The organism is Luteococcus struthionis (assembly GCF_048595755.1).
Taxonomy (GTDB): domain Bacteria; phylum Actinomycetota; class Actinomycetes; order Propionibacteriales; family Propionibacteriaceae; genus Luteococcus.
Genome location: NZ_CP184360.1, coordinates 270263 through 292273, shown reverse-complemented (window position 1 = coordinate 292273; position 22011 = coordinate 270263). Strand labels below are relative to the sequence as shown.

The 22011-nt window shown below is 69.7% G+C and carries 19 protein-coding genes; 5 read left to right on the top strand and 14 right to left on the bottom strand.

All coding sequences use genetic code 11. From position 1 onward, the window contains the following. Nucleotides 1-72 precede the first annotated feature (72 nt). On the bottom strand, nucleotides 73-714 hold the full coding sequence (locus ACOAMO_RS01365; protein ID WP_420175806.1) for a response regulator: 642 nt from the start codon (nucleotides 712-714) through the stop codon (nucleotides 73-75). Then, nucleotides 711-1898, bottom strand: coding sequence for a sensor histidine kinase (locus ACOAMO_RS01360; RefSeq protein WP_420175805.1), 1188 nt, complete (start codon nucleotides 1896-1898; stop codon nucleotides 711-713). The genes ACOAMO_RS01365 and ACOAMO_RS01360 overlap by 4 nt, the downstream gene beginning before the upstream one ends. A 131-nt stretch (nucleotides 1899-2029) precedes the next feature. Here ACOAMO_RS01360 and ACOAMO_RS01355 point away from each other — a divergent pair, with 131 nt between their 5' ends. Together ACOAMO_RS01355 and ACOAMO_RS01350 are read left to right on the top strand one after the other, a co-directional pair. Next, on the top strand, nucleotides 2030-2731 hold the full coding sequence (locus ACOAMO_RS01355) for an ABC transporter ATP-binding protein (RefSeq protein ID WP_420175804.1): 702 nt from the start codon (nucleotides 2030-2032) through the stop codon (nucleotides 2729-2731). A gap of 49 nt (nucleotides 2732-2780) precedes the next feature. Further along, a complete protein-coding gene (locus tag ACOAMO_RS01350; protein WP_420175803.1) occupies nucleotides 2781-3557 on the top strand; it encodes a hypothetical protein in 777 nt (258 codons plus the stop codon). A gap of 67 nt (nucleotides 3558-3624) precedes the next feature. On the opposite strand, the gene ACOAMO_RS01345 is transcribed toward ACOAMO_RS01350, so the two are convergent. Continuing rightward, nucleotides 3625-5736, bottom strand: a complete 2112-nt coding sequence (locus ACOAMO_RS01345) for a glucose PTS transporter subunit IIA (RefSeq protein WP_420175802.1) — start codon at nucleotides 5734-5736, stop codon at nucleotides 3625-3627. 194 nt (nucleotides 5737-5930) lie between these two features. On the opposite strand from ACOAMO_RS01345, the gene ACOAMO_RS01340 reads away from it, so the two are divergent. Continuing rightward, nucleotides 5931-6656: a precorrin-6A/cobalt-precorrin-6A reductase gene (locus ACOAMO_RS01340; RefSeq protein ID WP_420175801.1), complete on the top strand. Its 726-nt coding sequence runs from the start codon at nucleotides 5931-5933 to the stop codon at nucleotides 6654-6656. Here ACOAMO_RS01340 and cobA read toward each other — a convergent pair. The 8 genes from cobA to glnA all read right to left on the bottom strand — a co-directional run bounded on the left by cobA (nucleotide 6644) and on the right by glnA (nucleotide 15490). After that, entirely contained in the window at nucleotides 6644-7414 is a 771-nt protein-coding gene (gene cobA / locus ACOAMO_RS01335) for a uroporphyrinogen-III C-methyltransferase (RefSeq protein WP_420175800.1), read from the bottom strand. The genes ACOAMO_RS01340 and cobA overlap by 13 nt on opposite strands. Before the next feature lie 31 nt (nucleotides 7415-7445). Next, nucleotides 7446-8324 carry an energy-coupling factor ABC transporter ATP-binding protein gene (locus ACOAMO_RS01330; protein ID WP_420175799.1) on the bottom strand — a complete coding sequence of 293 codons (879 nt, stop codon included), beginning with the start codon at nucleotides 8322-8324 and terminating at the stop codon, nucleotides 7446-7448. Next, entirely contained in the window at nucleotides 8317-9102 is a 786-nt protein-coding gene (cbiQ, locus tag ACOAMO_RS01325; RefSeq protein WP_420175798.1) for a cobalt ECF transporter T component CbiQ, read from the bottom strand. The genes ACOAMO_RS01330 and cbiQ overlap by 8 nt, the downstream gene beginning before the upstream one ends. Before the next feature lies 1 nt (nucleotide 9103). Further along, nucleotides 9104-9442, bottom strand: coding sequence for an energy-coupling factor ABC transporter substrate-binding protein (locus ACOAMO_RS01320; RefSeq protein WP_420175797.1), 339 nt, complete (start codon nucleotides 9440-9442; stop codon nucleotides 9104-9106). Then, nucleotides 9435-10127, bottom strand: coding sequence for an energy-coupling factor ABC transporter permease (locus ACOAMO_RS01315; RefSeq protein WP_420175796.1), 693 nt, complete (start codon nucleotides 10125-10127; stop codon nucleotides 9435-9437). Before ACOAMO_RS01315 ends, ACOAMO_RS01320 begins: the two co-directional genes overlap by 8 nt. 209 nt (nucleotides 10128-10336) lie before the next feature. Next, nucleotides 10337-10792 (bottom strand): precorrin-2 dehydrogenase/sirohydrochlorin ferrochelatase family protein, encoded by a 456-nt coding sequence (locus ACOAMO_RS01310; protein ID WP_420175795.1) that lies wholly within the window; start codon nucleotides 10790-10792, stop codon nucleotides 10337-10339. Between the two features lie 84 nt (nucleotides 10793-10876). After that, nucleotides 10877-14047 (bottom strand): GH92 family glycosyl hydrolase, encoded by a 3171-nt coding sequence (locus ACOAMO_RS01305; RefSeq protein WP_420175794.1) that lies wholly within the window; start codon nucleotides 14045-14047, stop codon nucleotides 10877-10879. Nucleotides 14048-14068: 21 nt separating this feature from the next. Further along, complete coding sequence (glnA, locus tag ACOAMO_RS01300) at nucleotides 14069-15490, bottom strand: type I glutamate--ammonia ligase (protein ID WP_420175793.1); 1422 nt, start codon at nucleotides 15488-15490, stop codon at nucleotides 14069-14071. A gap of 110 nt (nucleotides 15491-15600) precedes the next feature. On the opposite strand from glnA, the gene ACOAMO_RS01295 reads away from it, so the two are divergent. Both ACOAMO_RS01295 and ACOAMO_RS01290 read left to right on the top strand, forming a co-directional pair. Continuing rightward, complete coding sequence (locus ACOAMO_RS01295) at nucleotides 15601-16029, top strand: RDD family protein (RefSeq protein ID WP_420175792.1); 429 nt, start codon at nucleotides 15601-15603, stop codon at nucleotides 16027-16029. Between the two features lie 10 nt (nucleotides 16030-16039). Then, the gene (locus ACOAMO_RS01290; RefSeq protein WP_420175791.1) at nucleotides 16040-17173 is read left to right on the top strand and encodes a glycosyltransferase; all 1134 of its coding nucleotides are present in this window, start codon (nucleotides 16040-16042) and stop codon (nucleotides 17171-17173) included. 110 nt (nucleotides 17174-17283) lie between these two features. Here the strand turns inward: ACOAMO_RS01290 and ACOAMO_RS01285 are convergent, their stop codons facing one another. The 3 genes from ACOAMO_RS01285 to ACOAMO_RS01275 all read right to left on the bottom strand — a co-directional run bounded on the left by ACOAMO_RS01285 (nucleotide 17284) and on the right by ACOAMO_RS01275 (nucleotide 21859). Then, complete coding sequence (locus ACOAMO_RS01285) at nucleotides 17284-19092, bottom strand: calcineurin-like phosphoesterase C-terminal domain-containing protein (protein WP_420175790.1); 1809 nt, start codon at nucleotides 19090-19092, stop codon at nucleotides 17284-17286. 139 nt (nucleotides 19093-19231) lie between these two features. Then, a complete protein-coding gene (locus tag ACOAMO_RS01280; protein WP_420175789.1) occupies nucleotides 19232-21028 on the bottom strand; it encodes an ABC-F family ATP-binding cassette domain-containing protein in 1797 nt (598 codons plus the stop codon). Nucleotides 21029-21106: 78 nt separating this feature from the next. Continuing rightward, nucleotides 21107-21859, bottom strand: coding sequence for a DUF4191 domain-containing protein (locus ACOAMO_RS01275; protein WP_420175788.1), 753 nt, complete (start codon nucleotides 21857-21859; stop codon nucleotides 21107-21109). Nucleotides 21860-22011: the final 152 nt, after the last annotated feature.

Below are 22011 nucleotides of genomic sequence, written 5' to 3'. Positions count from 1 at the left end.
TGTAAAAGGTCCTTGACATGACAAGCATCCTTGACAGCTCCATGGGTGTCAAGGGTGTTTGACAGTGTCGGGTCACAGGCCCGCGTCGCGGACGGCCATTGCCGCCGAGACCCGGTTGTCCACGCCCAGCTTGGTGAAGGCGCCCGTCAGGTGGGCCTTGACCGAGGCCAGGCTGAGGTGCAGCCGGCTGGCGATCTGTGCATTGGTCAGTCCCTGCGCCACCAGCACCATCACCTCGCGCTCCCGGTTGGTGAGCCGGGCCACCGCCTGCTGCGCCGCCGGGAGGGCCGACGGGCGTTCGGTGGCCACGTCGATCAACGTGCGGGTCACCGACGGGGACAGCATCGTCTCCCCGGCGTGCACCCGGCGGATGGCCTCCACCATGCGGGCCGGCTCTGCGTCCTTGAGCAGGAAACCGTCGGCACCCAGCCGCAGCGCACGCACCACGTAGTCGTCGGTGTTGAAGGTGGTCAGCACGATCACCCGGGGTCGCATCGGCGCAGTGCCCAGGGCCTCGAGGGTGGCCAGGCCATCCATCCCGGGCATGCGGATGTCGAGCAGCATCACGTCGACGGGGCTTTCTGTCACGAGCCGTAGCGCCTCGGCGCCATCACCGGCCTGCCAGCAGACCTGCAGGTCCTGTTCCAACTTGAGAATGTAGGACAGCCCGGTACGCACCATCGGGTCGTCGTCGACCAGGGCCAGCGTGATCATCGTGCTCCTCCCCGCGTCGGCAGCTTCGCCTCCAGGACGAAGTGCCCGTCACGCACACCATGCCAGAGGGTGCCGTCCAACTGCTCGACGCGTTCGGCGATGCCCACCAGGCCGAGCCCGGCGCCGGAGGCCTCGGGCGCGCCCAGCGGTGCCAGGGGGTTGCTCACCCGCAGGTCGACCCCGCCGTCGGCAGCGATGGCGACGGTGGTCTGCACCGGGGCACCGGGGGCGTGCTTGCGGGCATTGGTGAGGGCCTCCTGGACCATCCGGTAGGCATGGCGCGAGACCTGCTGCGGAACGCGGGAGCGATCCCCGTCGACGACCAGGTCGACGCGCTGGCCGACCTGCCTGGCATCGTCCACCAGGGTGTCCAGGTCCGCCAGGGTGGGCTGCGGTGGCTCCGGTGGATGGTCCGGGCCGCGCAGGCGGCCGAGCATGGCGCGCAGTTCGTCGAGCGATGCCTGCGCATTGCCCTGGATCAGACGCACCATGGCCAATTCCTCGGGCTCCTGCTGCCCGGGGCCGACGCGTGCCGCCATGCCGTGGGCCAGCGCCCCCGCGTGGAGGGCCACCAGTGAGATGCGGTGGGCGACCACGTCGTGCATCTCCCGGGCGATGCGCTCCCGCTCGGCGAGCCGGGCCTGCTCCACGCGCGCCTCCCACGCCTCGGCACGGGCTCGGCGGGCGAGGTGGGCCTGTTGCCGTTCGGCCTCGTGGCTGGCCGCCAGCCATCCGAGCAGCGTGGCGATCACGATCCCGACGATCGAGATCGTCCACTCCACCACGGCGGGGGAGAGCCGCCCCGGAGACAGCAGGTGCAGACCCAGCTGGTGGCCAGACTTGGCCAGCACCAGCAAGGAGGCGACCCCGACCGAGAGGCGACGTTGTCCCGAGGCGGCCCAGCGGCGCTGGGCCACCAGCGCGGGCCCGAAGGCAGGTGGGGAGATCGCCCAGCAGAGGGCGATGACGCCGGTGACCCACCGGGGACGGCGGGGCAGCAGCGGCAGCAGGGCCAGTGCCACCAGGCCCGGGAGGAGCATCGTCAGCAGCTGGAGGGTGGTGGGGCCGTGCCCCGGAGAGGTCAGCACCAGGACGGCGGGGGAGGCGTAGTAGAGCCAGCCGAGGATGGCGACGACCCATTCACCACCGCTCAACGGGTGCTTCGGGACGGTCGGGATGTTCACCTGCCCAGCCTCGCACTGCAGTCGAGGGAGGTCACCCTGGCCGATGGGCCAGTTTCGGCTGGCCCATCGGCCACGGGGCAGTGGCCCGCTGCCCGATGCCACGGCCCAGATGGCTCGGATGGGCTGGACCCATGATCGAGATGAGCCACCTCCACAAGAACTTCGGTGCCACCCGGGCCCTGGACGACGTCAGCTTCACCGTCCCGGCAGGACAGATCGTCGGCTTCCTGGGTCCCAACGGTGCCGGCAAGTCCACCTGCCTGCGCATCCTGACCGGTCTGGTCCATGCCGACTCCGGCAGCGCCACCATCAACGGCCAGGCCCATGGCGCACTGCCCAACCCCGGCCGGGTGGTGGGAGCGCTGCTGGATGCCGAGAGCTTCCACCCCGGCCGCAGCGGGCTGGAGACGCTGCGTCTGGCGGCCATCACCCAGGGGCTCCCCACCTCACGGGTGCACCAGGTGCTGGCCGAGGTGGGGCTGACCCGCGCCGAGGCCCGACGTCGGGTGGGTGGCTACTCGATGGGCATGCGGCAGCGGTTGGGATTGGCCCAGGCCCTGCTCGGCGACCCAGCCGTGCTGGTGCTCGACGAACCCACCAATGGGCTTGACCCGCAGGGGCAGCGCTGGCTCGCCGGGCTCTTGCAGCAGCGGGCCGAACGCGGCTGCGCCGTGCTGTTCAGCAGCCACCAGCTGCACGAGGTGGCGCGAATCGCCGACAGCGTCGTGATGATCGGCGCCGGACAAGTGCTGGCCGACCAGCGCGTCGCGGCCAGTGCAGACCTCGAGGCGCAGTACTTCGCCCTCACCGCAGGCACCGACCGCGCCGCCTGAGACCAGCCCGCGACCATCCGACCGTCCCGACCAACCGAACAGGAAAGCCATGTCCGCCACCCAGCCACTCGCCGCCCGTCCCAGCAAGCCCACTCCCAGCAAGCCCAGTCCCATCAACTTCGGCAGCGCCCTGCGCGTCGAGGCACACAAATTGCTCGACACCCGGGCCAACCAGGCCGTCATCGCGGGCCTGCTGGCCCTGTCGGCCTGTTTCGGCATCGGTTATGCCGCCATCGCCAAGACCCAGCCGTCGGCAAGCGGGATCCTCGGTGCCGCGGTGGGGCCGGGCAACTGGCTGCTGATGGTGCTGTCGATCCTGCTCATCAGCTCCGAGTTCACCCGTCGCACCGCGGTGCACACCTTCACCCTGGACCCGAACCGTCCTCGCGTCCTGTCGGCCAAGGCGCTGGTACTGCTGGGTGCAGCGGTGCTGGTCCTGGTACTGGGCCTGGCCATCAGCCTGCTCGCAGTCTGGACCGCGCCTGTGTTCGGGGCACCCAGGGCGCTGCTGGACTTCGACGCCTCCCGGCTGGCGGTCGTTCTTGGCAGCCTCTGCTTCACCACGATGACCGGCCTGGCCTGGGGCCTGCTGGCCCGCAATGCTGCCGCTCCACTGGTCTTCCTGCTGCTGTGGCCCACCGTCTCCCACATCCTGGGCAATGTCTCGCAGCGGGCGGCCGAGATTCTGGGCTGGATCAACATCGAACCGGTCTGGACGATGGATTCCAGCCTGCGCAGCTGGGCGATGCTGGCCACCTCGGCGCTGGTCTGGGTGGTCCTGCCCGGTGCGCTGGGCACCTTCCGGCTGCTGCGGGCAGACCTGTGACGACGCCCCGGCACGACGAAGGCCGGTGCCCCGATCGGGACACCGGCCTTCATGCCGGGAAGGTGGTTCAGGCAGTCGGCTTGGCGGGCTTGCCCGTGGTGCTGACCACCGCGTCGCCCACCTCCACGTCACCCGTGGCCAGCTGCTCGACGGCGGCGAACTTCTTGGCATTGGTCACCAGCACCGGGGTGACCAGCGAGTAGCCGGCCTCCTCGATGATGCCGCGGTCGAAGGTGACCAGCGGGGTGCCGGCCTCCACACGATCACCGCGGGCAACCTTGACGTCGAAGCCGCGACCCTCGAGGTTCACGGTGTCGATGCCGACGTGGACCAGCAGCTCCACGCCGCTGTCCAGCTGGATGCCGAAGGCGTGGCCGGTCTTCTGGGCGACGACGATCTTGCCGGGGGCCGGCGCGTAGACCGTGTCACCGGAGGGATCGATGCCCACGCCCAGGCCGACGGTGCCGGCGCTGAAGACCGGATCCGGAACCTCGGCCAGCGGCATGACGCGGCCGGCCAGCGGCGCGCCCACCTCGGTGACCGCATCGGGCTGCATGGCCGGCTTGACGGCCTTGGCGGGCTTCTCGGCCACCGCCGCGGCGGCACCACCGGCCACCGGGGCGGCCGCAACCGGGGCAGCCTCGACGGGAGCGCCGGCCGCAGCGGCCAGCGGGTCGTCGGCAGCGGCGGAGCGGGTGGCCAGGGCCTCGGCGCGCTCCTCCTTGGTCATGTAGCCACGCGCGATCACCAGGGCCATGGCGGTGAAGAAGGCGGCGGCGATGGCGATCACGTAGAGCAGGATCGGGTTGAAGACCGGGATGGTCAGCAGGCTGGTGAAGACGAAGGCCTTGGTCTTGATGCCGCCGTCGGCCATGCCCAGCAGGCCGCCCAGGGCGATGACCAGACCACCGACGAAGCAGCCCACCAGCATCGAGGGGTAGATGCGCTTGAAGCGCAGGTGGATGCCGTAGAGGCTCGGTTCGGAGATGCCACCCAGCAGGCCGGCGGCCAGCGCACCGGAGGCGGTCTGGCGCATCACGATGTCCTTGTCGCGCATGGCGAGCACGAGCACACCGGCGGTGGCGCCGAAGCAGGCGAAGTTCCAGGCGCCCATCGGGCCCTGGATGAAGTCGTAGCCCAGGGCCTGGATGTTGATCAGCATCAGGGCGTTCAGCGGCCAGTGCAGACCCAGCGGAACCAGGAAGGGGTAGATCATCGGGATCGCCAGCGCGAAGATGAAGGGGGCATTGGTGTTCATCCAGGCCAGGCCGGCGCCGATGGCGCTACCCAGCCAGACACCGATCGGGCCGATCAGGAAGGCGGTCAGCGGGATCATGATCGCCAGGCAGAAGAAGGGCACGAAGACCATCTGCAGGTTCGGCGGGAAGATCTTCTGCAGGAACCTGTAGAGCACGGCCAGCACGGCCACCATCATCAGCGGCACGAAGACCTGACCGCCGTACTCGTTGAGCTGCAGCGGCAGGCCGAAGATCCGCGCGACGCAGCTCTCGGTGCCCAGGGTGGCATTGGTGGTGCACACCGTGTTGGCGGCGTCCTTGAGGCTGTTGAACTCGGGGGTCATCAGCGCCAGCATGATGGCGCCGCCGATCCACGGGTCAACCTTGAGCTTCTTGGCGCCGTTGTAGGCCACCATGATCGGCAGGAAGAAGAAGACGCTGCGCCACATGGCGTCGACGAAGAGCCACGAGGCGGGCTTGGGGTCGGCGCGGAAGTCGACGAGCTTGAGGGCGTCCAGCACCGCGGTGAAGGCGATGATCAGCGAGGCGCCCAGCAGCACGCCCAGGATCGGGCGGAAGCTGTCGGACAGGAATTCGAAGAAGGAGTCCACCCAGGCGTGCTTGCCGCGCACACCGCCGGCGCGGGCCTCGGCCTTGATGTCCTCGGCGCTCTTGGTGGTGGCTGCGGCCTTGCCCATCTCCGGCAGGGCCATGATGTCGGAGTAGGCATTGGCGACGGCGCCGCCCATCACAACCTGGTAGCGGTCACCGGACTGGGGGACCGCCCCCATGACGCCCGGGATCTGCTCCAGCTTCGTCTTGTCGACGACCGAGGCGTCGTTGAGTTCGAAGCGCAGCCGCGTGGCGCAGTGCGTCAAACTCTTGATGTTCCCAGGCCCACCGATCTGTTCGATGATCTGCCTGGCCTGATCTGTGGCCATGAGGGTTCCTTATGGTTGGTGCTCTTGCGCGCAAAAGCTACCCCACTGGCACCGGCTTTGGAATGCTCGGGGTGGATCTTTGGGCAGAAGTCCGATCATGTGGGTTTGTATCTGTTGTTGTGGAGTGCTCCGTGGCGGGGGCTGCGTTCGCGCGAGCAGCCTTCGGGGCCCCGGGAGCTGGTTGGATGCTGGTCATGACCGTCCTCGTGCTTTCCGGAACCACCATCGGCCACCGAGTGGCCGAGGCCCTGCACGGCAGCGGGGTCGACGTGGTCAGCTCGCTGCCGTCGGATGTGACGGACGCCCCACCGCCCGGGGGAGTGCGTCACGGCGGTTTCGGGGGCCAGCAGGGGCTGGCGCAGTGGCTGCGGGGTCATCAGGTCTGGGCCGTCGTCGACGCCACCCACCCCTATGCGCGCACCATGTCGCGCAATGCGCACCGGGTGTGCGCCATGTTGGGCCTGCCGATGATGCGCATCGTGCGGCCCAGCTGGGCCGAGCGGGCCGATGCCGGCGACTGGACCTGGGTGGACGGCCATGACCTGGCCTGCCAGGCCGCGGGGCAGGTGGGGGCACCCGTCTTCCTGGGCGTGGGTCGCCAACCCCTGTGGCACTACCACCTGTTGCCCGAGCCGGTCACCGCACGCGTGGCCGTCGACGACGGGTTTCCCCGTCCGGCCAGCTGGCAGGTGGTGCAGATGCGGGGCGCACAGCCCCTGGAGACCGAGCTGCGGTTGCTGCGCGGGCACCGGGTGATGGTGGTGCGTGACCTGGGTGGCGACTCGCATGCGGCCAAGCTGGAGGCCGCCGCGCAACTGGGGGTCCACGTCGTGATGCTGCGCCGGCCCCGGCTGCCCGGGCCGCAGGTGCACCACCCCGACGAGGTGCTGGCCTGGTTGAGGGGGTTTCAGCCGAGCTGAAGCCCGGCCACCTCGCCGATCACCGTGACCGCCGGTGGGTGCACGTCACGCGAGAGTGTGGCGATCTGGCCCAGTGGCCCACGCACCTGCCGCATCTGCGGTTGGCCGGCCCGCTCCACCACCGCGGCGGGGGTCTGCGGATCCATGCCGTGCTGCACCAGCGCCTCGGCGATCTGGGGCAGGTACTTCACCCCCATCAGCACCACCAGCGTGGTGCGGGTGGCGGCCAGCGCCGCCCAGTCCAGCTGGCTGCGCGGGTCACCGGGCGGGACGTGGCCGCTGACCACCGTGAAGCCCTGCACCAGACTGCGATGCGTCACCGGGATGCCGGCCAGTGCCGGGGCCGCGACGCTGGAGGTGACCCCGGGGATGATCCGCACGGCCACCCCTGCCTGGGCACAGGCCTGCCATTCCTCGCCGCCGCGCCCGAAGACGAAGTTGTCGCCGCCCTTGAAGCGCACCACGCGTCGGCCTGCCAGCGCATGTTTCACCAGCAGCTCGTTGATCCGCTCCTGCGCGACGAACTCGCCGCGCGGCAGCTTGCCCACCCAGACCTGTTCGCAGTCGGGCCGACACTGGGCCAGTGACTCCTGCGGGGCCAGGTGGTCGACCAGCACCACGTCGGCCTGCTGCAGGGCCTGCAGCCCCGCGACGGTGAGAAGCCCGGGGTCGCCGGGGCCGCCGCCCACCAGGGTGACGGTGCCTGCCTCGAGTGGTGCCAGGCTGCCCTCGGTGGGGCGTGGGATGGATCGGTTCATGCTCTTCCTCACGATGGGACCATTCATGCTGTCACAGCTTTCGCGAGCCCTGGAGCAGGGCCACGATGTCGTCCAGATGGCGGGGTGCCGCCTCGGGCGGGCCGTGACGGGACAGGCCGAGTCGTGCCGCGAGCTCCAGCGGCCAGGGGCGGTGCAGTCGGGCGGCCCGCAGCAGTTCGGCATCGGCCAGCAGCCGCGGCGCGGGCCCCTGGTGCACCCTGCCGTCCAGCACCACGGCGGCGTGGTCCGCCCAGGCCAAGGCCAGGTCGACGTCGTGGGTGGCCAGCAGCACGGTGGTGCCACCGGCCAAGAGCTGCTCCAGCGAGTCCAACATCTCGTGCACCCCGACGGGATCCAGACCCGCGGTGGGCTCGTCCAGCAACAGCACCTGGGGCCGCATCGCGACCGCTCCGGCGGTGGCCACTCGCTTGCGTTCCCCATAGGACAGGTGGTGGGTGGGGCGGTCGGCAAGGTGGCTGATGCCCAGCAGTGACAAGGCCTGCGCCACCCGGTCCTGCACCTCGGCCTCGGACAGCCCCAGGTTCATCGGGCCGAAGGACACGTCCTGGGTCACGTCGGCGCTGAAGAGCTGGTCGTCGGGGTCCTGCAGCACCAACTGCACCAGGCGTCGGCGCCGACGAAGACCCGAGCGGCTGGTCTGCATCGCCTGTCCCGCCACGCACACCGTCCCCGCGGTGGGGGCCAGAGCACCGGACAGGCAGCGAAGCAGGGTGGTCTTGCCCGACCCGTTGGCGCCCAGCAGCGCCATCCGGGAGCCCGCGGGAACCTCGATGGTGGCCTGCCGCAGCACCGGCGGGCCACCGTGGTCTGCCTCCAAGCCGACGGCGCTCAGGGCAGGGGCAACCGGGGCAGGGGTAGCTGGGGCGCTGCCAGGGACGCCGTCACCCATGGTGGGCCCCGCTCCAGGCCACCAGCAGCCAGATGAGGACCAGGCAGAGGGTGCTGACGACGACGAAGGGCCACGATGCCGCACGTCGGGGCGCCAGCGTGGTCAGCGAGGACTCGTAGCCCCGTCCGGCCAGCCCTTGTTCCAGCCGCAGGGACTGGTGCCAGGCGCGCACCAGGACGCTGCCCATCGCGTCGGCGGTGGCCCGCAGCCGGCGGGAAAGCGGGGCGGCGTCGCCCAGACGGGCCGTCTGGGCCCGTCGGATCGCCGTGGCGGTGGCCAGCAGGACCCACACCAGTCGGTAGGTGAGCGACGCGATCTCCAACAGTGCGTCGGGGATTCGCCAGCGTCGTCCCCAGGTGACCAGGTCGACCATCGGGGTGGTGGCCGCCAAGACCATCACCGCCAGGGCTCCGGCCACGCCATGGCCCAGCAGGGCGACTGCCTGCCGCAGCCCGTCGGGTCCGATGCCCACCGGGCCCCACTGCCAGCCGGGATCGGCCGCGACGGGGGCGGCGCCCAGCCGTACCGCGACGGAGGCGGCACCCACGGTGACGAAGAGCAGCGGTGCCGCCATCACGCGTGCCAGCGTCGCCGGCCGGATGCGGGCAGGCCCCACCAGAGCACCCAGCGCCACCGCGGAGACCAGCAAGGTTCCCGGCCAGGCGGGCGCGGCGGCCGCGGTGAGGACCAGCCCACCGCTCAGCAGCGCCTTCTCGCCCACGCGACGATGCCGCCAGGGGCTGGCCCAGGCGGCATCGTCGATGCTGGTCAACGGCATGTCAGTCGGCCAAGGACTGACGATCGCGTTCGGCTCGTCGGCCGCGCAGGTTGCCCAGGGCAAAGCCCAGGACCCCGGCGCCCGCGGCCGCCTGCAGCGCGAAGAGCCCCGATTCGATCTCACCGGAGCCGGGCTCGAAGATCGGCTCGAACCATGGCTCGACGCCCTGGGCCGCCAGGGCCTCGGTGGCTGCCGCGTCGGTGCCGCCGAAGGCCTCGACGCTCTCGTCGTCGGGGCGAGGCGCCAGGGCCATCGAGAGGGCGAAGATGGCGACCACGGCCGCCACCAGCAGGGCGCTGACCCAGGCCCGAGGACGGGGGGAGCTGATCCGCTCAGACATGGACGGCCTCCTTGGTGGTGGTCTTGGCGCCGGTCACGCCCAGGCGCTGCAGTTCGGGCAGTGCGACGCTGCCCAGGAAGCGCAGCACCAGCACGCCCACCAGCCCCTCCATGACGGCCAGCGGGATCTGGGTGATGGCGAAGACGCCCAGGAACTTGCCCAGGGCACCCGGGAAACCACTGGCGGCATCGGGGTAGGCCAGGGCCAGCTGGAAGGAGGTGACGGCATAGGTGGTCAGATTGGCGGTCATCATGGCGCCGAAGATGCCCACGGCGGGATCAAGACCCACCCGGCGGCACAGCACGAAGACGGCGTAACCGGCCCAGGGGCCGGCGATCGCCATCGAGAAGGCATTGGCGCCCAGCGTGGTCAGCCCGCCGTGGGCCAGCAGCAAGGCCTGGAAGACCAGCACGACGGTGCCCAGGAAGGCCATCACGGGTGGTTTGAAGAGCACCGCGCCCAACCCGGTGCCGGTGGGGTGCGACGAACTGCCCGTGACGCTGGGCAGCTTGATGGCCGACAGGACGAAGGTGAAGGCGCCGGCCGCGGCGAGGATGAGCTTGTTCTCGGGGCTGCGGCGAGCCTCGGCGATGACAGCTCGGGCCCCATGGATGACGAAGGGGGTGCTGGCGGCGAACCAGAGTGCGCAGTGCGCGGGTGACAAAAAACCTTCAGCGATGTGCATGAGGTGACTCCTTCTCGAGATGACGCGTCTCGTCGGTTGGGTCTGTCCCGCGGTGGAGTTCCTGACTCCCACCCCGCATGACGGGGTGGACACAGTGGCGCGACCGTGCCGGCTCTTCCGGCTTCCTCGCATCCACGGGACCGATCTGGAATTGTGTGCCGGGCACCAGTTGGTGGCGGCTCCCGGGCATTGTGTCACACGGGGGTGCCTCAGGAGTCCAGGGCCTGCCGGATCCGCTTGCGCAGCGCGACCGAGCCGAGCGGGTCGCGGTTGCCCAACACGCCCACCAGGAAGTCGCCGACCACCTCCACCGCCGGGGTCCAGGCCGTCGCGGCACTGGCCCGATCGGAACGCACGCAGAAGATGCGACGGCGCAGGGCCTCCGCCGAGACCAGCTCATTGGCGCGGACGTCGTCGCTGGCGGCCATCACGTACCAGGCTCCCGCCAGGTCGTCGGCCTGCACCGCACGGGGCAGCCAGGTGAGTCGGCCCTCCTCGGCCAGGCTCCGGATCCGTTCGCTGGCCTGCGGTGCGACCACCAGCAGGTCGGCGCCGGCATCCAGCAGGCGCTGGATGCGACGCGTGGCGACGCGGCCCGCCCCCACCAGCAGGACGCGACGGCCCCTCAGGTCGAGGCCACTGAGGTACATCTGGGGAGCTGGCATCGTTCTCCTCGTCGCGAACCGGGGTTCCCCAGTCTGCCGTGCCCATGGACCGCGCTCGCCACAGGGGTCAGGGCTCGGACCGCCTCACAGCACCTCCACCTGCAGCAGCTCCACCGGCTGGTCGAAATGCAGTTCCACGGTCTCCAGCGGGTCACCGTCCAGGAGCAGCGCGACGCTCTGCCGTGGCCACCGGGGCCCCGGGTGGCGCACCGCCACCTCACGTCGCTTCCCGTCGAGGACCGCCACCACCCGGGGCAGGGCCGCTTGCCTGGCGGTGAGGGTCAGCAGGCGGGGGCGCCAGGCCCGGGACCATTCGCCGCGCAGGCGTGAGCCGGCCGCGATCGGGACGGGGTGGTCGCCCTTGTCGTCCCACAGGCTGAGCGGGGCCGGTGCCGCGTCCAGCGTCCAGCGCGCCGACGAGGACCGATCCGGACGCCACGGCCCCCAGTCACGTCCCAAGGGGCTGGTCGACAGGCTCCAGGGCCGACTGTCGGCGCCCCAGCCGGTGGGCTCGGGGGAGCGTTCCACCCGTATCTCCACCTCACCGCGCAGCCGTTCGATCGGGATCGAGACCTCGTGCCAGGCTTCCCCGTCGAGGCTGACGGCCGCGATGTAGGACCCCTGGCCCGCCGCGGTGACCGTCAGTCTGCCCTCTGGGCGGTGCCACCGGGTGGAGAAGAGCGGCGCGCCCAGCACCACCTCGCCACTTCCGGGCGCCAGCGGGTAGAGCCCGGTGGCGGCCAGGAGCCACCAGGCGCTCAACTCGCCGTTGTCCTCGTCGCCCGGGTAGCCCTGGCCGATCTCGTCGCCGACGAAGAGCCGATCCAGCGCCTCGCCGACGATCTGCTGGCTGCGCCAGGGCTGCCCGACGTGCAGGTGCATGAAGGGCAGGTGGTGGGCGGGTTGGTTCGACAGGGCGCACTGCCCCAGACGCAAGGCCCTGGCCTCCCGCATCTCGTGGATCACCCGGCGGTAGCTGCCCGGCCGGTCGGCATGCTCCGGGATGGAGACCAGCCGGTCCAGGTGCTGTGCCAGCGCCTGCTCGCCCTCCTCGATGCCGTGGCCCCGGCCGTGCAAGGCGGTCAGCAGGGCGCCATCCCATGGCAGGCTGGCGCTCATCGTCCAGGCCGTGCTCTCGGTGTGGTCACCTCCCCAGGCCAGCGGATCGATCGTGCGGGTGCTCCACCGGCCGTCGGCGCGTCGGCCTCGCCACAGCCCGGAGTCGGGATCGAAGTGGTGCTGCACCGCAAGGGCGCGATTGGTGAACCACAGGGCATTGGCCAGGAACTCCTCCCGGCGTTCACCGGCCCCCAGCTCCTCGCAGCGCTCGGCCAGAGCTCGTGACCACCGCGCGATCGCGGCATCGCAGATCGCATTCTCGATGCTCCAACTGAAGGCCTCCGGCACCTCGTCGCTGGCCACCCAGCCCCGGAAACGGGCACTGCCGATGCCCTTGCGGCCCACCGTCGCATCGGCGGGTGGGCAGCAGGCATTGCGCAGCGCCGAGTCGTAGCCGGTCAGTTCGTCGAAGGCGACCCCTTGGGCCGACGCGTCGGCCAGGATGACGTCGCTGCTGGTCCCCACCATCGAATCCACATGGCCGGGGGCGCTCCAGCGTCCCATCCATCCGCTCTCTCGGAAGGCGGGCAGCAGCCCCTCCACCAGGGGCTCGGCCCAGTCCGGGAAGAGCAGACCCAGCGCCGGCCAGCAGGTGCGGTAGGTGTCCCAGAAGCCGTTGTTGACGAACAACTTCCCGGCCAGCACCGGCAGGTGGGTGCGGTCTGCTGGGGTGCGCAGCCGTCGTCGGTAACTGGTGTCGGCGAAGGGCGAGGCGTGCACCCAGCGTGGTTGCTCGGCGCTGGCGGCATTCTCGTGGAAGGCCATCGGCCAGCAGTGCAGTCGATACAGGTTCGACCAGGCGATGACGCGTTGGCGCGGGGTGGCGTCGGGCAGTTCGAGCCGTCCGAGCAGCTCGTCCCACCGGTCCTTGGCATGGTCCCGCAGCGCCTCGAAGGAGCGTTCTCCCACCTGGAGCCGCAGGTTGTGGCGCGCCTGGGCGATGCTGACGTGGCTGGTCGCCAGGGCGATTTCCAGCATCTGCTCGGGTCCCGACGACTCCAGCACCACGGCGCGACGGCGGCCCTGGCGCAGCACCCGGACGGGTTGACGGGTCTGTCCGTGGCAGAACATCACCGGGTCGCTGCGGCGCCGACCGAAGCCGGGGGAGGGTTCCACCCGGGCCGAAAGCTCCAGCCGGCCGTCGGCCAGCTCCCGCCACTGCCAGCGGCCGCGTCCCGGCAGGTCAAGCACGACGCCGCGACTCCCGCCGTCTGCGGTGGCACCGTCCTCGAAGGTGAAGCGGAAGAGCCCACCGTGCAGTGTCGGCGTGGCCTCGGCGAGGGTGCCATCGGCCAGCCGCACCCGGTAGTGGTGGGGGCGGTCGTACTCGTCGTCGTGGTCGAAGGCGAGGCGTCGCCGTCGCGGATCGACGTGCGGGGTGCCTCGCCAGGGCATCACCTGCACCGCGCCGCGCTCACCGATCCACGGGCTGGGCTGGTGGCTGAAGGCCAGGGCCTCCAGGTGCGGCCCACCCACGGGTGTCCACTGGTAGACCCACTGCCTGGTGCGTGCATTGGTGACGGGCGTGATGAGCACCCCGCCGTGCGGCAGGCAGGCCGCGGGCAGGGTGTTCCCCCGGCTGAAGTCGGGGCCGCCGTGGGTGCCGCGGGTGGTGCGTACCTGTTCCGCGGGGGAGGCGGTGCCCTCGCTGGCCCAGGTGGGGGCCGCGGGCAGCACCTGCACCCACACCCGTCCCTGCCCGCGCGGACAGTCGAGCGCCAGTTCGGTGCCCGGCGCGGGCCCAGGATCGTCGTCGGGAACAGGACCGTCGTCGGGAAGGTGGACTTCCAAGAGGTTCCACTGCCCGGTTACCAGGCAGGAGACCTGGGCATCGGACGGCGGGCGGTGCCCATGCTGGTCGACCAGGCGCACTGGCCCAGGGCGAGGGGAGCCGCCTGTCGGCAGCGCCCCCGGCCAGACCAGTGTCGGATCGAATCCCTCCCCGGCCGGGTCTCCACAGTGGACGGCCAGGCGCAGCACCCGGTCGGCCGAGGCCGTCAGGTGCTGGCCCAGCGGCACCACCCCGGGCTCACCGAGTTCGATGCACCACAGGGGCAGTGCCGGCCGCAAGGGTTCCGGCGCGTGCGCGGGCAGCGCCGAGCCGGGGTGGTGTCTGGTGTGATGCGGGCTGCCCATCTGCCCATCAGACCACAGCGATCAGATCGCGAAGTACAGATCGAATTCGTAGGGATGCACACGCTGGCGGATCTCGTCGATCTCGCCGCGCTTGATCTCGATCCAGGTCTCGATCAGGTCGGGGGTGAACACGTCGCCCTGCAGCAGGAACTCGTGGTCCTCCTCCAGCGCCTTGAGGGCCTCCTCCAGCGAGGCAGGCACCTGCGCCACCTGGGCGTGCTCCTCGGGCGGCAGCTCGTAGAGGTCCTTGTCGATCGGCTCCGGCGGCTCGATGCGGTTCTGGATGCCGTCCAGGCCGGCCAGCAGCATGGCGGCGAAGGCCAGGTAGGGGTTGGCCGACGGATCGGGGCAGCGGAACTCCACGCGCTTGGCCTTGGCATTGCTGCCGGTCAGCGGGATGCGCATGCAGGCGGAACGGTTGCGCGCCGAGTAGACCAGGTTCACCGGGGCCTCGAAGCCCGGCACCAGACGGTGGTAGGAGTTCGTCGACGGGTTGGTGAAGGCCAGCAGCGCCGGGGCGTGCTTGAGGATGCCGCCGATGTACCAGCGGGCCAGGTCGGAGAGCTGGCCGTAGCCGTTCTCGTCGTAGAACAGGTTCTGGCCGCTCGACCACAGCGAGCTGTGGACGTGCATGCCGGAGCCGTTGTCGCCGTAGATCGGCTTGGGCATGAAGGTGGCGGTCTTGCCGTTCACCCAGGCGGTGTTCTTCACCAAGTACTTGAACAGCATCACCTTGTCGGCACTGGCGGTCAGGGTGTCGAAGCGCCAGTTGATCTCGGCCTGACCACCGGTGCCCACCTCGGAGTGCGCGCGCTCGGTCTGCATGCCCAGCGCCTCCATGTGGGCGACGATCTCGTCGCGCAGCTCACAGAAGTGGTCGACGGGCGAGACCGGGAAGTAGCCGCCCTTCAGCTTCACCTTGTAGCCGCGGTTGCCGCCCTCCTCGACGCGCCCGGTGTTCCAGGCGCCGGCCTCGGAGTCGATCTCGTAGAAGGAGCCATTGGTCTTGGTCTCGAAGCGCACGTCGTCGAAGACGTAGAACTCGGCCTCGGGGGCGAAGAAGACGGTGTCACCCAGGCCGGTGGACTCGAAGTAGACCTCGGCCTTGCGGGCGATGTTGCGGGGATCACGGGAGAAGGGCTCCTTGGTGATCGGGTCGTGCACGAAGAAGTTGATCACCAGCGTCTTGGAGCGGCGGAAGGGGTCGATGAAGGCCGTGGACGGATCGGGCATCAGCGCCATGTCCGACTCGTGCACCTTGGTGAAGCCGATGATCGACGAGCCGTCGAAGGACAGGCCCTCCTCGAAGACGGCCTCGTCGAAGGCCGCCGCGGGAACCGTGAAGTGCTGCATGACGCCGGGCAGGTCGCAGAAGCGGACGTCGATGTTCTCGATGCCCTCGTCCTTGATGTACGCCAGCATGTCTTCGGCGCCTTGGAACATGTTTCCTCCAGGTGGAACTCGTGCGGTCACCCCGACGGTACCGGGCACTGATTGCTCCATCGTTCCGGGGATGTAACAACGGTGTTACACACCCCGGTAGGCTCACGCCCATGAGCACCGCTGTTGTCGACGACGAGTACCCCGGCCAGGGATTGGGTCTGCCCGAGCACGGGCGCGGGTCGCTGGCCTCGTGGAGTGCTCGGATGGCGTCCCTGGTGATCGACTGGGCGGCCTGCATGATCCTGGCCCAGGTGCTGTTCGGCGACGGCGTGCTGCACGGTTTCGACTGGCGACGCTTCATGCCGATGGTCTTCTTCTTCGTACAGAAGACGGTGCTCACCGCCCTGACCTCCGGCTCCTTCGGGCAGCTGCTCTGCCGCATCGCCGTGGTGCGGCTCGACCGGGAACAGATCGGTTGGTTCCGTTCCGCGGCGCGTGCGGCGATGAAGGTGATCGTCGTCCCGGCCCTGGTGATCGGCGCGGACCGACGCGGGCTGGATGACCTGGCACTGGGCACCGTGGTCATCAATCGACGTTGAGGAGGGCACCGTGTTCATCGTGATCGTGGCGCGGGGCGTGCCAAGCCCCCGCACCCCGTTGTGGGGGATCTTCGAGCTCGACCAGGCGCGGGCGCTGCGGGCGGCCGGCCACCGGGTGGCCATCGCGGCGCTCGACGTGCGTTCGCTGCGCCGACTGCGGCCCTTCGGGGTGCGCCACCAGATGGTGGGCGGCATCGACGTGCACACCGTGAGCATTCCGCTGGGCCAGGTTCCCAATGCGCTCGACCAGGCCGTGTTGGACCGCGCCTTCGACGTGGCCTACGACCGCATCGTGCAACGCCACGGCAAGCCCGACGTGGTGCACGCCCACTTCACCAAGTACGCCCTGGCGGCCTCGCGCAGCAGCCGTCGGCGCCAGTTCAAGCTGGTGGTCACCGAGCACAATTCCAAGTTCACCCCCGAGTCGATCCCGCTGGTCCTACGGCTCAAGGCGGCCGAGGCCTACCGCGCCGCCGACGCCGTGCTGGCGGTCTCACCGGCGCTGGCCGACGTGCTCACCGACAACTTCCACCGGGCGGTCCGGGTGGTGCCCAACATCGTCGACGTCGACACCTTCGCCAGCCTGCCCGCCGAGCCGCACGACGGGATCAGGCTGGTCAGCGCCGGCAACCTGCTGCCACGCAAACGGATGACGCTGCTGGTGGAGGCCTTCGCCAGCGCCTTCCGGCATCGCGACGACGTGACGCTCACCCTGCTGGGGGAGGGCCCGGATCGCGACGCGATCGAGGACCGGATCGTCGCGGCGGGCCTGCAGGAGCGGGTCCTGCTGCCGGGGCAGCGCAGCCGCGCCCAGATGGCCGACGAGTTCGCCCGCTCCGACGGCTTCTGCATGCTCAGTGAGTGGGAGACCTTCGGTGTGGTCTACATCGAGGCGATGGCCTCGGGCCTGCCGGTGCTGGCCGCCCAGGGCTCGGGCGGCCCCGAGGGATTCGTCCACGAAGGGGTCGGCATGTTCGCCGACAGCTCGTCGGTGAGCGCCACCGCCGCCTCGCTGGAACGCTTCGTGGAGCACTTCCGTGACTGGCGGCGCGACGAGATCCGCGACGAGATGGTCTCGCGGTTCGCGCCGGAGCGGATCGCGGAGCAGCTGGGTGACGTCTACGCCGACGTCACTGCCGACTGAACCCCACAGCCTGAACCTCACGACCTGAAGCTCACGACGACGAGGCGGCGCCCATCACCGCAGGGTGATGGGCGCCGCCCGTCGAAAGGCTCAGCGCTGGGCGCAGGGCCTCACTCGGTCACCTCGAAGGTGATCTTCTCGGTGGAGACCCGGCCGTGGGCATCGGTGGCGCGCACGGTGGCGGTGTGCTTGCCAACCTCCAGGTCGGTCGGCAGGCCCTGGCGCCACAGGTGCATCGAGCGGTCAGCCACGGAACCGCCCTTCACCAGCTGCTCCTGGACGGCGGCGGGATCCGAGTACTCGGCACCGACGTACTGCCCCTCACCGGTCATCGGCTGGGTGCGGGTCGCCTTCTGCGCACGGCGGCCGTCGATGCTGACCGTCACCTTCGAGCCGGTGGAGCCCATGAAGAAGTTGGTGGTCAGCCAGGTGCCGGACAGCTCGGACTGCGAGACCTTCAGCGGGTCGGCCAGCGCCTCGACGGTGCCCGGCTTCGGCTTGCCGGTGGCCGGCTTGTTCTTGCGGTACCAGTCGCGGTAGGCGGGGGTGTTGAGGCCCAGCTGCATCTGGTCGGCGCCCTTGTCGCCACGCACGGTGAAGCGCTCGGTGTAGCGGTTGCCCTTGATGTCCAGGGTCACGACGCCGGGCAGGCCGCCGTCGCGCTGCACGGCCAGCGGGTAGCCGCCCTCGAGCATCTTGCCGCTGTACCAGTCACCGGAGATGGCACCGGAGGTGATGTGCTGGAAGGGCAGGCCGGCGACGCCGAAGATGTCCTGCCAGCCAGCCATCGAGTCGCCCTTGCGCATGTTCTCGATGCTGTGGGTGTGGCCGGAGACGGCCACCGCCTTGCGGCCCTTGAGCAGCTTGTAGACCTGCTTCACCTCGTCGATCTGGTGCTGTTCGCTGCCCTGGTCGGCGAAGGTCAGCAGCGGGATGTGACCGGCGACGACGATCAGCTTGTTCTTGGGCACGCGAGCCAGGTCCTGCTTCAGCCACTCGAGCTGCTTCTTGCCCAGGGCACCGTTGTAGCTCTTGCCGGGCACCGGGTAGTCGACGGTGTCGAGGGAGACGACGTGGACGCGGCCGACGTCGTAGGAGTGGTAGGTGGGGCCGAACTTGTCGCGGAAGGTGTCATACATGTGCGCCCGGCTCTTGGCGTCGTAGTCCATGTCGTGGTTGCCGGGCAGGAAGCGGGCCGGGCCGTTCAGCTTCTTGGTGAGCTCACGGATGCCGGGGTACAGGCTCAGGTCGTCACCGACGATGTCACCGATGAACAGGGCGCCGCAGCCGTCATAGCCGGTGCGGGCGTTGAGGTCCTTGAAGGCGCCGTTGGCGGCGTACTCGGCCTCCTTCTTCGTGTAGGTCTGGATGTCACCGCCGATGATGCATTCCTGCTCGCTGGTGGCGGTGGCGGGGCTCTTCACCATGCCGAAGTTGACGGCCTTGGGCAGGGGGCCGGTGGCCTCCATGCCGCCGTACTTCAGCTTGGGTGATCCCTGGGGCATGTGGTTGTAGTAGAACTGGGCCACATTGGCCTCGTCGACGGGCACCTGGTAGCCGGCGGGCTGGGTGACGAAGACGGTGGTGTTGTCGTCGACGGTGATCTTGTAGTTGCCGTTGCGATCGGTGGTGACCACCTTGCGGCCGTTGGAGACGGCAACACCGGCGATGCCCTTCTCGCCACGGTCCTTGACGGAGTCGCGGTCGGCGTCGTGGAAGACGCTGCCGTGCAGCACGCGGGCCTTGGCATTCTTGCCGGGGACGACCTGCACCTGGCCGCGGTAGGCCTGGTCGGCGGTGGCATCGGCCTGCGGGGCGGCGGTGGCCACCGGGGTGGGGGAGATGAGGCTGGCACCCAGGGCCAGCACGGAGAGGCCACCAACGATGGTGGCGCGACGAGCCTGCGGACGGACGATCACGGTTCTTCCTTCCAATGGGGGTGGGGCGCCCAGAGGGGCGCACCGCCACGCTAGGAAGTCGGCGTGAAATCTGGGTGACGTGCCGGGCACGTCATGGCGGACTTTTCCCAAGCAGGTAGTGGATTGAGAAGTTCTGCCCTCAACCTTCCGCGGTCTCGGCCGCCTCCAGCCAGGCCATCTCCAGCTCGTCGGCCTCGTCGGTGGCGGTCTGCAGTTCGGTCTGCAGCTCCCCGAGTCGGGTGTAGTCGCTGGCCGCCTCGGCCATCTGGGCGTGGATCTTGTCCATCCGGGCCCGCAGCTTGGTGAGCTGCCCCTCGATCCGGTTCATCTCCTTCTTGGCCAAGCGCACCTCGGCGGCGCTGGGGCCGTCGCCGGGCGTCGACGCCGCGGGAGCCGCGCCGCTGGTGGCCGACTTGCCGGGGCCGGCGTCGCGGGTGCGGCGGTGCTCCAGGTACTGGTCCACCCCGCCGGGCAGCAGCACGCAACGGCCGTCACCCATCAGCGCGTAGGTGTGGTCGGTGACGCGCTCCAGGAAGTAGCGGTCATGGCTGACGATGATCATGGTTCCCGGCCAGGTGTCCAGGTAGTCCTCGATCACCGTCAGCGTGTCGATGTCCAGGTCATTGGTGGGCTCGTCGAGCAGCAGCACATTGGGCTCCTGCATGAGGATCCGCAGGAAACTCAGCCGGCGACGCTCGCCGCCGGAGAGCTCCCCGATGCGGGTCACCAGCTTCTCCCCGGTGAAACCGAATTCCTGCAGCAGGTTGGAGGCGCTGGCGTCCTTGCCGGTGGCCAGCTTCGTCTCGGCCTTGATCCGGTTGACGCTCTCCAACACGGTCTCACCGTCGTCCAGTTCACCGACGTGCTGGCTTAGGTGCCCCAGGCGCAGCGTCTTGCCCTGCTTGACCCGGCCCGAGGTGGGTTCCATCTCGTGCGCCAACAGGTTCAACAGCGTCGTCTTTCCGGCGCCGTTGACGCCCAGCAGGCCGATCCGGTCGCCGGGCCCGATCGACCAGGTGAGTTGGTTGAGCAGGGTGCGATCCCCGAAGCGCAGGGTGACGTCCTCCAGGTCGAAGACGTCCTTGCCCAGTCGGCTGACGCTGAACTGCTCCAGGGCCAGCCGGTCGCGCGGCGGCGGCACGTCCTGGATGAGCGTGTTGGCGGCCTCGATGCGGAACTTGGGTTTCGACGTGCGGGCCGGCGCGCCGCGACGCAGCCAGGCCAGCTCCTTGCGCACCAGGTTCTGGCGGCGCGCCTCATTGGCCGCGGCCTGCCTGGCGCGTTCGGCGCGGGCCAGCACGTAGGCGGCATAACCACCGTCGTAGGGGTCGACGACGCCGTCGTGCACCTCCCACACCCGGTTGCAGATGGCGTCCAGGAACCAACGGTCGTGGCTGACCACCAGCATCGCCACATTGCGCTGCTGCAGGGTGTTGAGGTGATCGGCCAGCCAGGCGACGGCCTCGACGTCCAGGTGGTTGGTGGGCTCGTCGAGCACCAGTAGGTCGTGTGATCCGAACATCAGGCTGACCAGGCCGGCGCGGCGTCGTTCCCCACCGGACAGGCGGGACAGTTCCGCATCCAGGTCGATGTCTGCCAGCAGGTGCTCCACCACGGCGCGACGATAGGCATCGCGCGCCCACACGTGGTCGGGTTCCCCGGCGACGATCAGGTCGCGCACGGTCTCGCCCTCGCGCACCTGCTCGGCCTGGGTCAGCACGCCGATGGAGACATTCCCGGTGCGGGTGACTCGTCCCTCGTCGGGCTCCACCGCACCGGTGAGCACCTTGAGCAGGGTGGACTTGCCATCGCCATTGCGCCCGACGACGCCGATCACGTCTGCCTTGGCCAGGCCCAGGGAGACCCGGTCGAGGATGGTGCGTGTGCCGTAGGTCTTGGTGACCTGTTCGGCATTGATGAGGTTCTGGACTGCCACGGATGCTCCTGGGGCTGTGCGTGGACAACGGCCGCCGCCCTTGGCGACGACCGTTGTTCGAAGGTGGAGGGTGTGGGCTCAGCCGCGCATGGCGCGACGTGAGGTCTGCGTCGGCAGCGGGCCCTTGGGCAGCGGCATCCGGGAACGGACCGCGTCCATGGCGCGCAGGCGCTTGTTCACGTCGTCGATCTGCACCTGGTTGAGCTGCTTGGGCATCTTCTTGATGTGGTCGGCGAGCTTGGGCAGCGGCACCTGGCCCTCGGCCTCACCCATCTGGATGGTGTGCACCTTGACGCCGTAGGCGGTCTGCTCGTGACGCTTCACCTCGGTGGCCAGCAGGCCCTTGAGACGGCCCGGATCGCCCTCGCCGACGAGGATCAGGCCGCCGGGGCCCACCGCGCGGTGCACCACGTCCATGTGGCGGGTGGCGTTGATGGCCGGGGTGGACGACCAGCCCTTGGGCAGCATGTTCAGCGCGATCTCGGCCGAGCCGGGCTGGCCCTCGTAGCGCTTGTAGACGGAGTTCTTGACGCGGCGGGTGAACAGGAACATCGCCAGGGTCATGCCGACCAGGATGCCCATCAGGACCCAGAAGAAGACTGGCTTGACCAGCACGCCCAGGATGATGCCCAGCACCACCGGGCCGAAGAAGCCTGCCGCCAGCACCAGGGGGAGCTTGGGATCCTGCTCCTTGGTGATGCGGTAGCTCTCCTTGATCTGGCGCATCTGGCCCCAGTCACGCGGGTCGTCGGAGTGCTTCTTGCGCTCCTTCTCCGCCTTGATCTGCGCCTTCTGCTTGGCCGCCAGTTCCTTGGCCTTCTCGCTCGCCATCGTCGCTCCGGATCATCGTTCGTGTCGGTGGGAGCCCGGGCAGGGCCACCAGCTGGCAATTCTAGCTGCCTGCCGCCCCGGGACCCATTCGGCCTTCGGCCCGGGACGGCAAACGGCCTCGCACCCACCGGGGTGCGAGGCCGTTGTCACGT

What these genes read in the sequence shown, in the direction of transcription:
- ACOAMO_RS01350 (WP_420175803.1), top strand. Translation starts at nt 2,781, where the DNA reads ATGTCCGCCACCCAGCCACTCGCCGCCCGTCCCAGCAAGCCCACTCCC.
- ACOAMO_RS01330 (WP_420175799.1), bottom strand. Translation starts at nt 8,324, where the DNA reads ATGGGTGACGGCGTCCCTGGCAGCGCCCCAGCTACCCCTGCCCCGGTT.
- ACOAMO_RS01275 (WP_420175788.1), bottom strand. Translation starts at nt 21,859, where the DNA reads ATGGCGAGCGAGAAGGCCAAGGAACTGGCGGCCAAGCAGAAGGCGCAG.
- ACOAMO_RS01305 (WP_420175794.1), bottom strand. Translation starts at nt 14,047, where the DNA reads ATGGGCAGCCCGCATCACACCAGACACCACCCCGGCTCGGCGCTGCCC.
- ACOAMO_RS01345 (WP_420175802.1), bottom strand. Translation starts at nt 5,736, where the DNA reads ATGGCCACAGATCAGGCCAGGCAGATCATCGAACAGATCGGTGGGCCT.
- ACOAMO_RS01310 (WP_420175795.1), bottom strand. Translation starts at nt 10,792, where the DNA reads ATGCCAGCTCCCCAGATGTACCTCAGTGGCCTCGACCTGAGGGGCCGT.
- ACOAMO_RS01365 (WP_420175806.1), bottom strand. Translation starts at nt 714, where the DNA reads ATGATCACGCTGGCCCTGGTCGACGACGACCCGATGGTGCGTACCGGG.
- ACOAMO_RS01320 (WP_420175797.1), bottom strand. Translation starts at nt 9,442, where the DNA reads ATGTCTGAGCGGATCAGCTCCCCCCGTCCTCGGGCCTGGGTCAGCGCC.
- ACOAMO_RS01340 (WP_420175801.1), top strand. Translation starts at nt 5,931, where the DNA reads ATGACCGTCCTCGTGCTTTCCGGAACCACCATCGGCCACCGAGTGGCC.
- glnA (WP_420175793.1), bottom strand. Translation starts at nt 15,490, where the DNA reads ATGTTCCAAGGCGCCGAAGACATGCTGGCGTACATCAAGGACGAGGGC.
- ACOAMO_RS01315 (WP_420175796.1), bottom strand. Translation starts at nt 10,127, where the DNA reads ATGCACATCGCTGAAGGTTTTTTGTCACCCGCGCACTGCGCACTCTGG.
- cobA (WP_420175800.1), bottom strand. Translation starts at nt 7,414, where the DNA reads ATGAACCGATCCATCCCACGCCCCACCGAGGGCAGCCTGGCACCACTC.
- cbiQ (WP_420175798.1), bottom strand. Translation starts at nt 9,102, where the DNA reads ATGCCGTTGACCAGCATCGACGATGCCGCCTGGGCCAGCCCCTGGCGG.
- ACOAMO_RS01355 (WP_420175804.1), top strand. Translation starts at nt 2,030, where the DNA reads ATGATCGAGATGAGCCACCTCCACAAGAACTTCGGTGCCACCCGGGCC.
- ACOAMO_RS01295 (WP_420175792.1), top strand. Translation starts at nt 15,601, where the DNA reads ATGAGCACCGCTGTTGTCGACGACGAGTACCCCGGCCAGGGATTGGGT.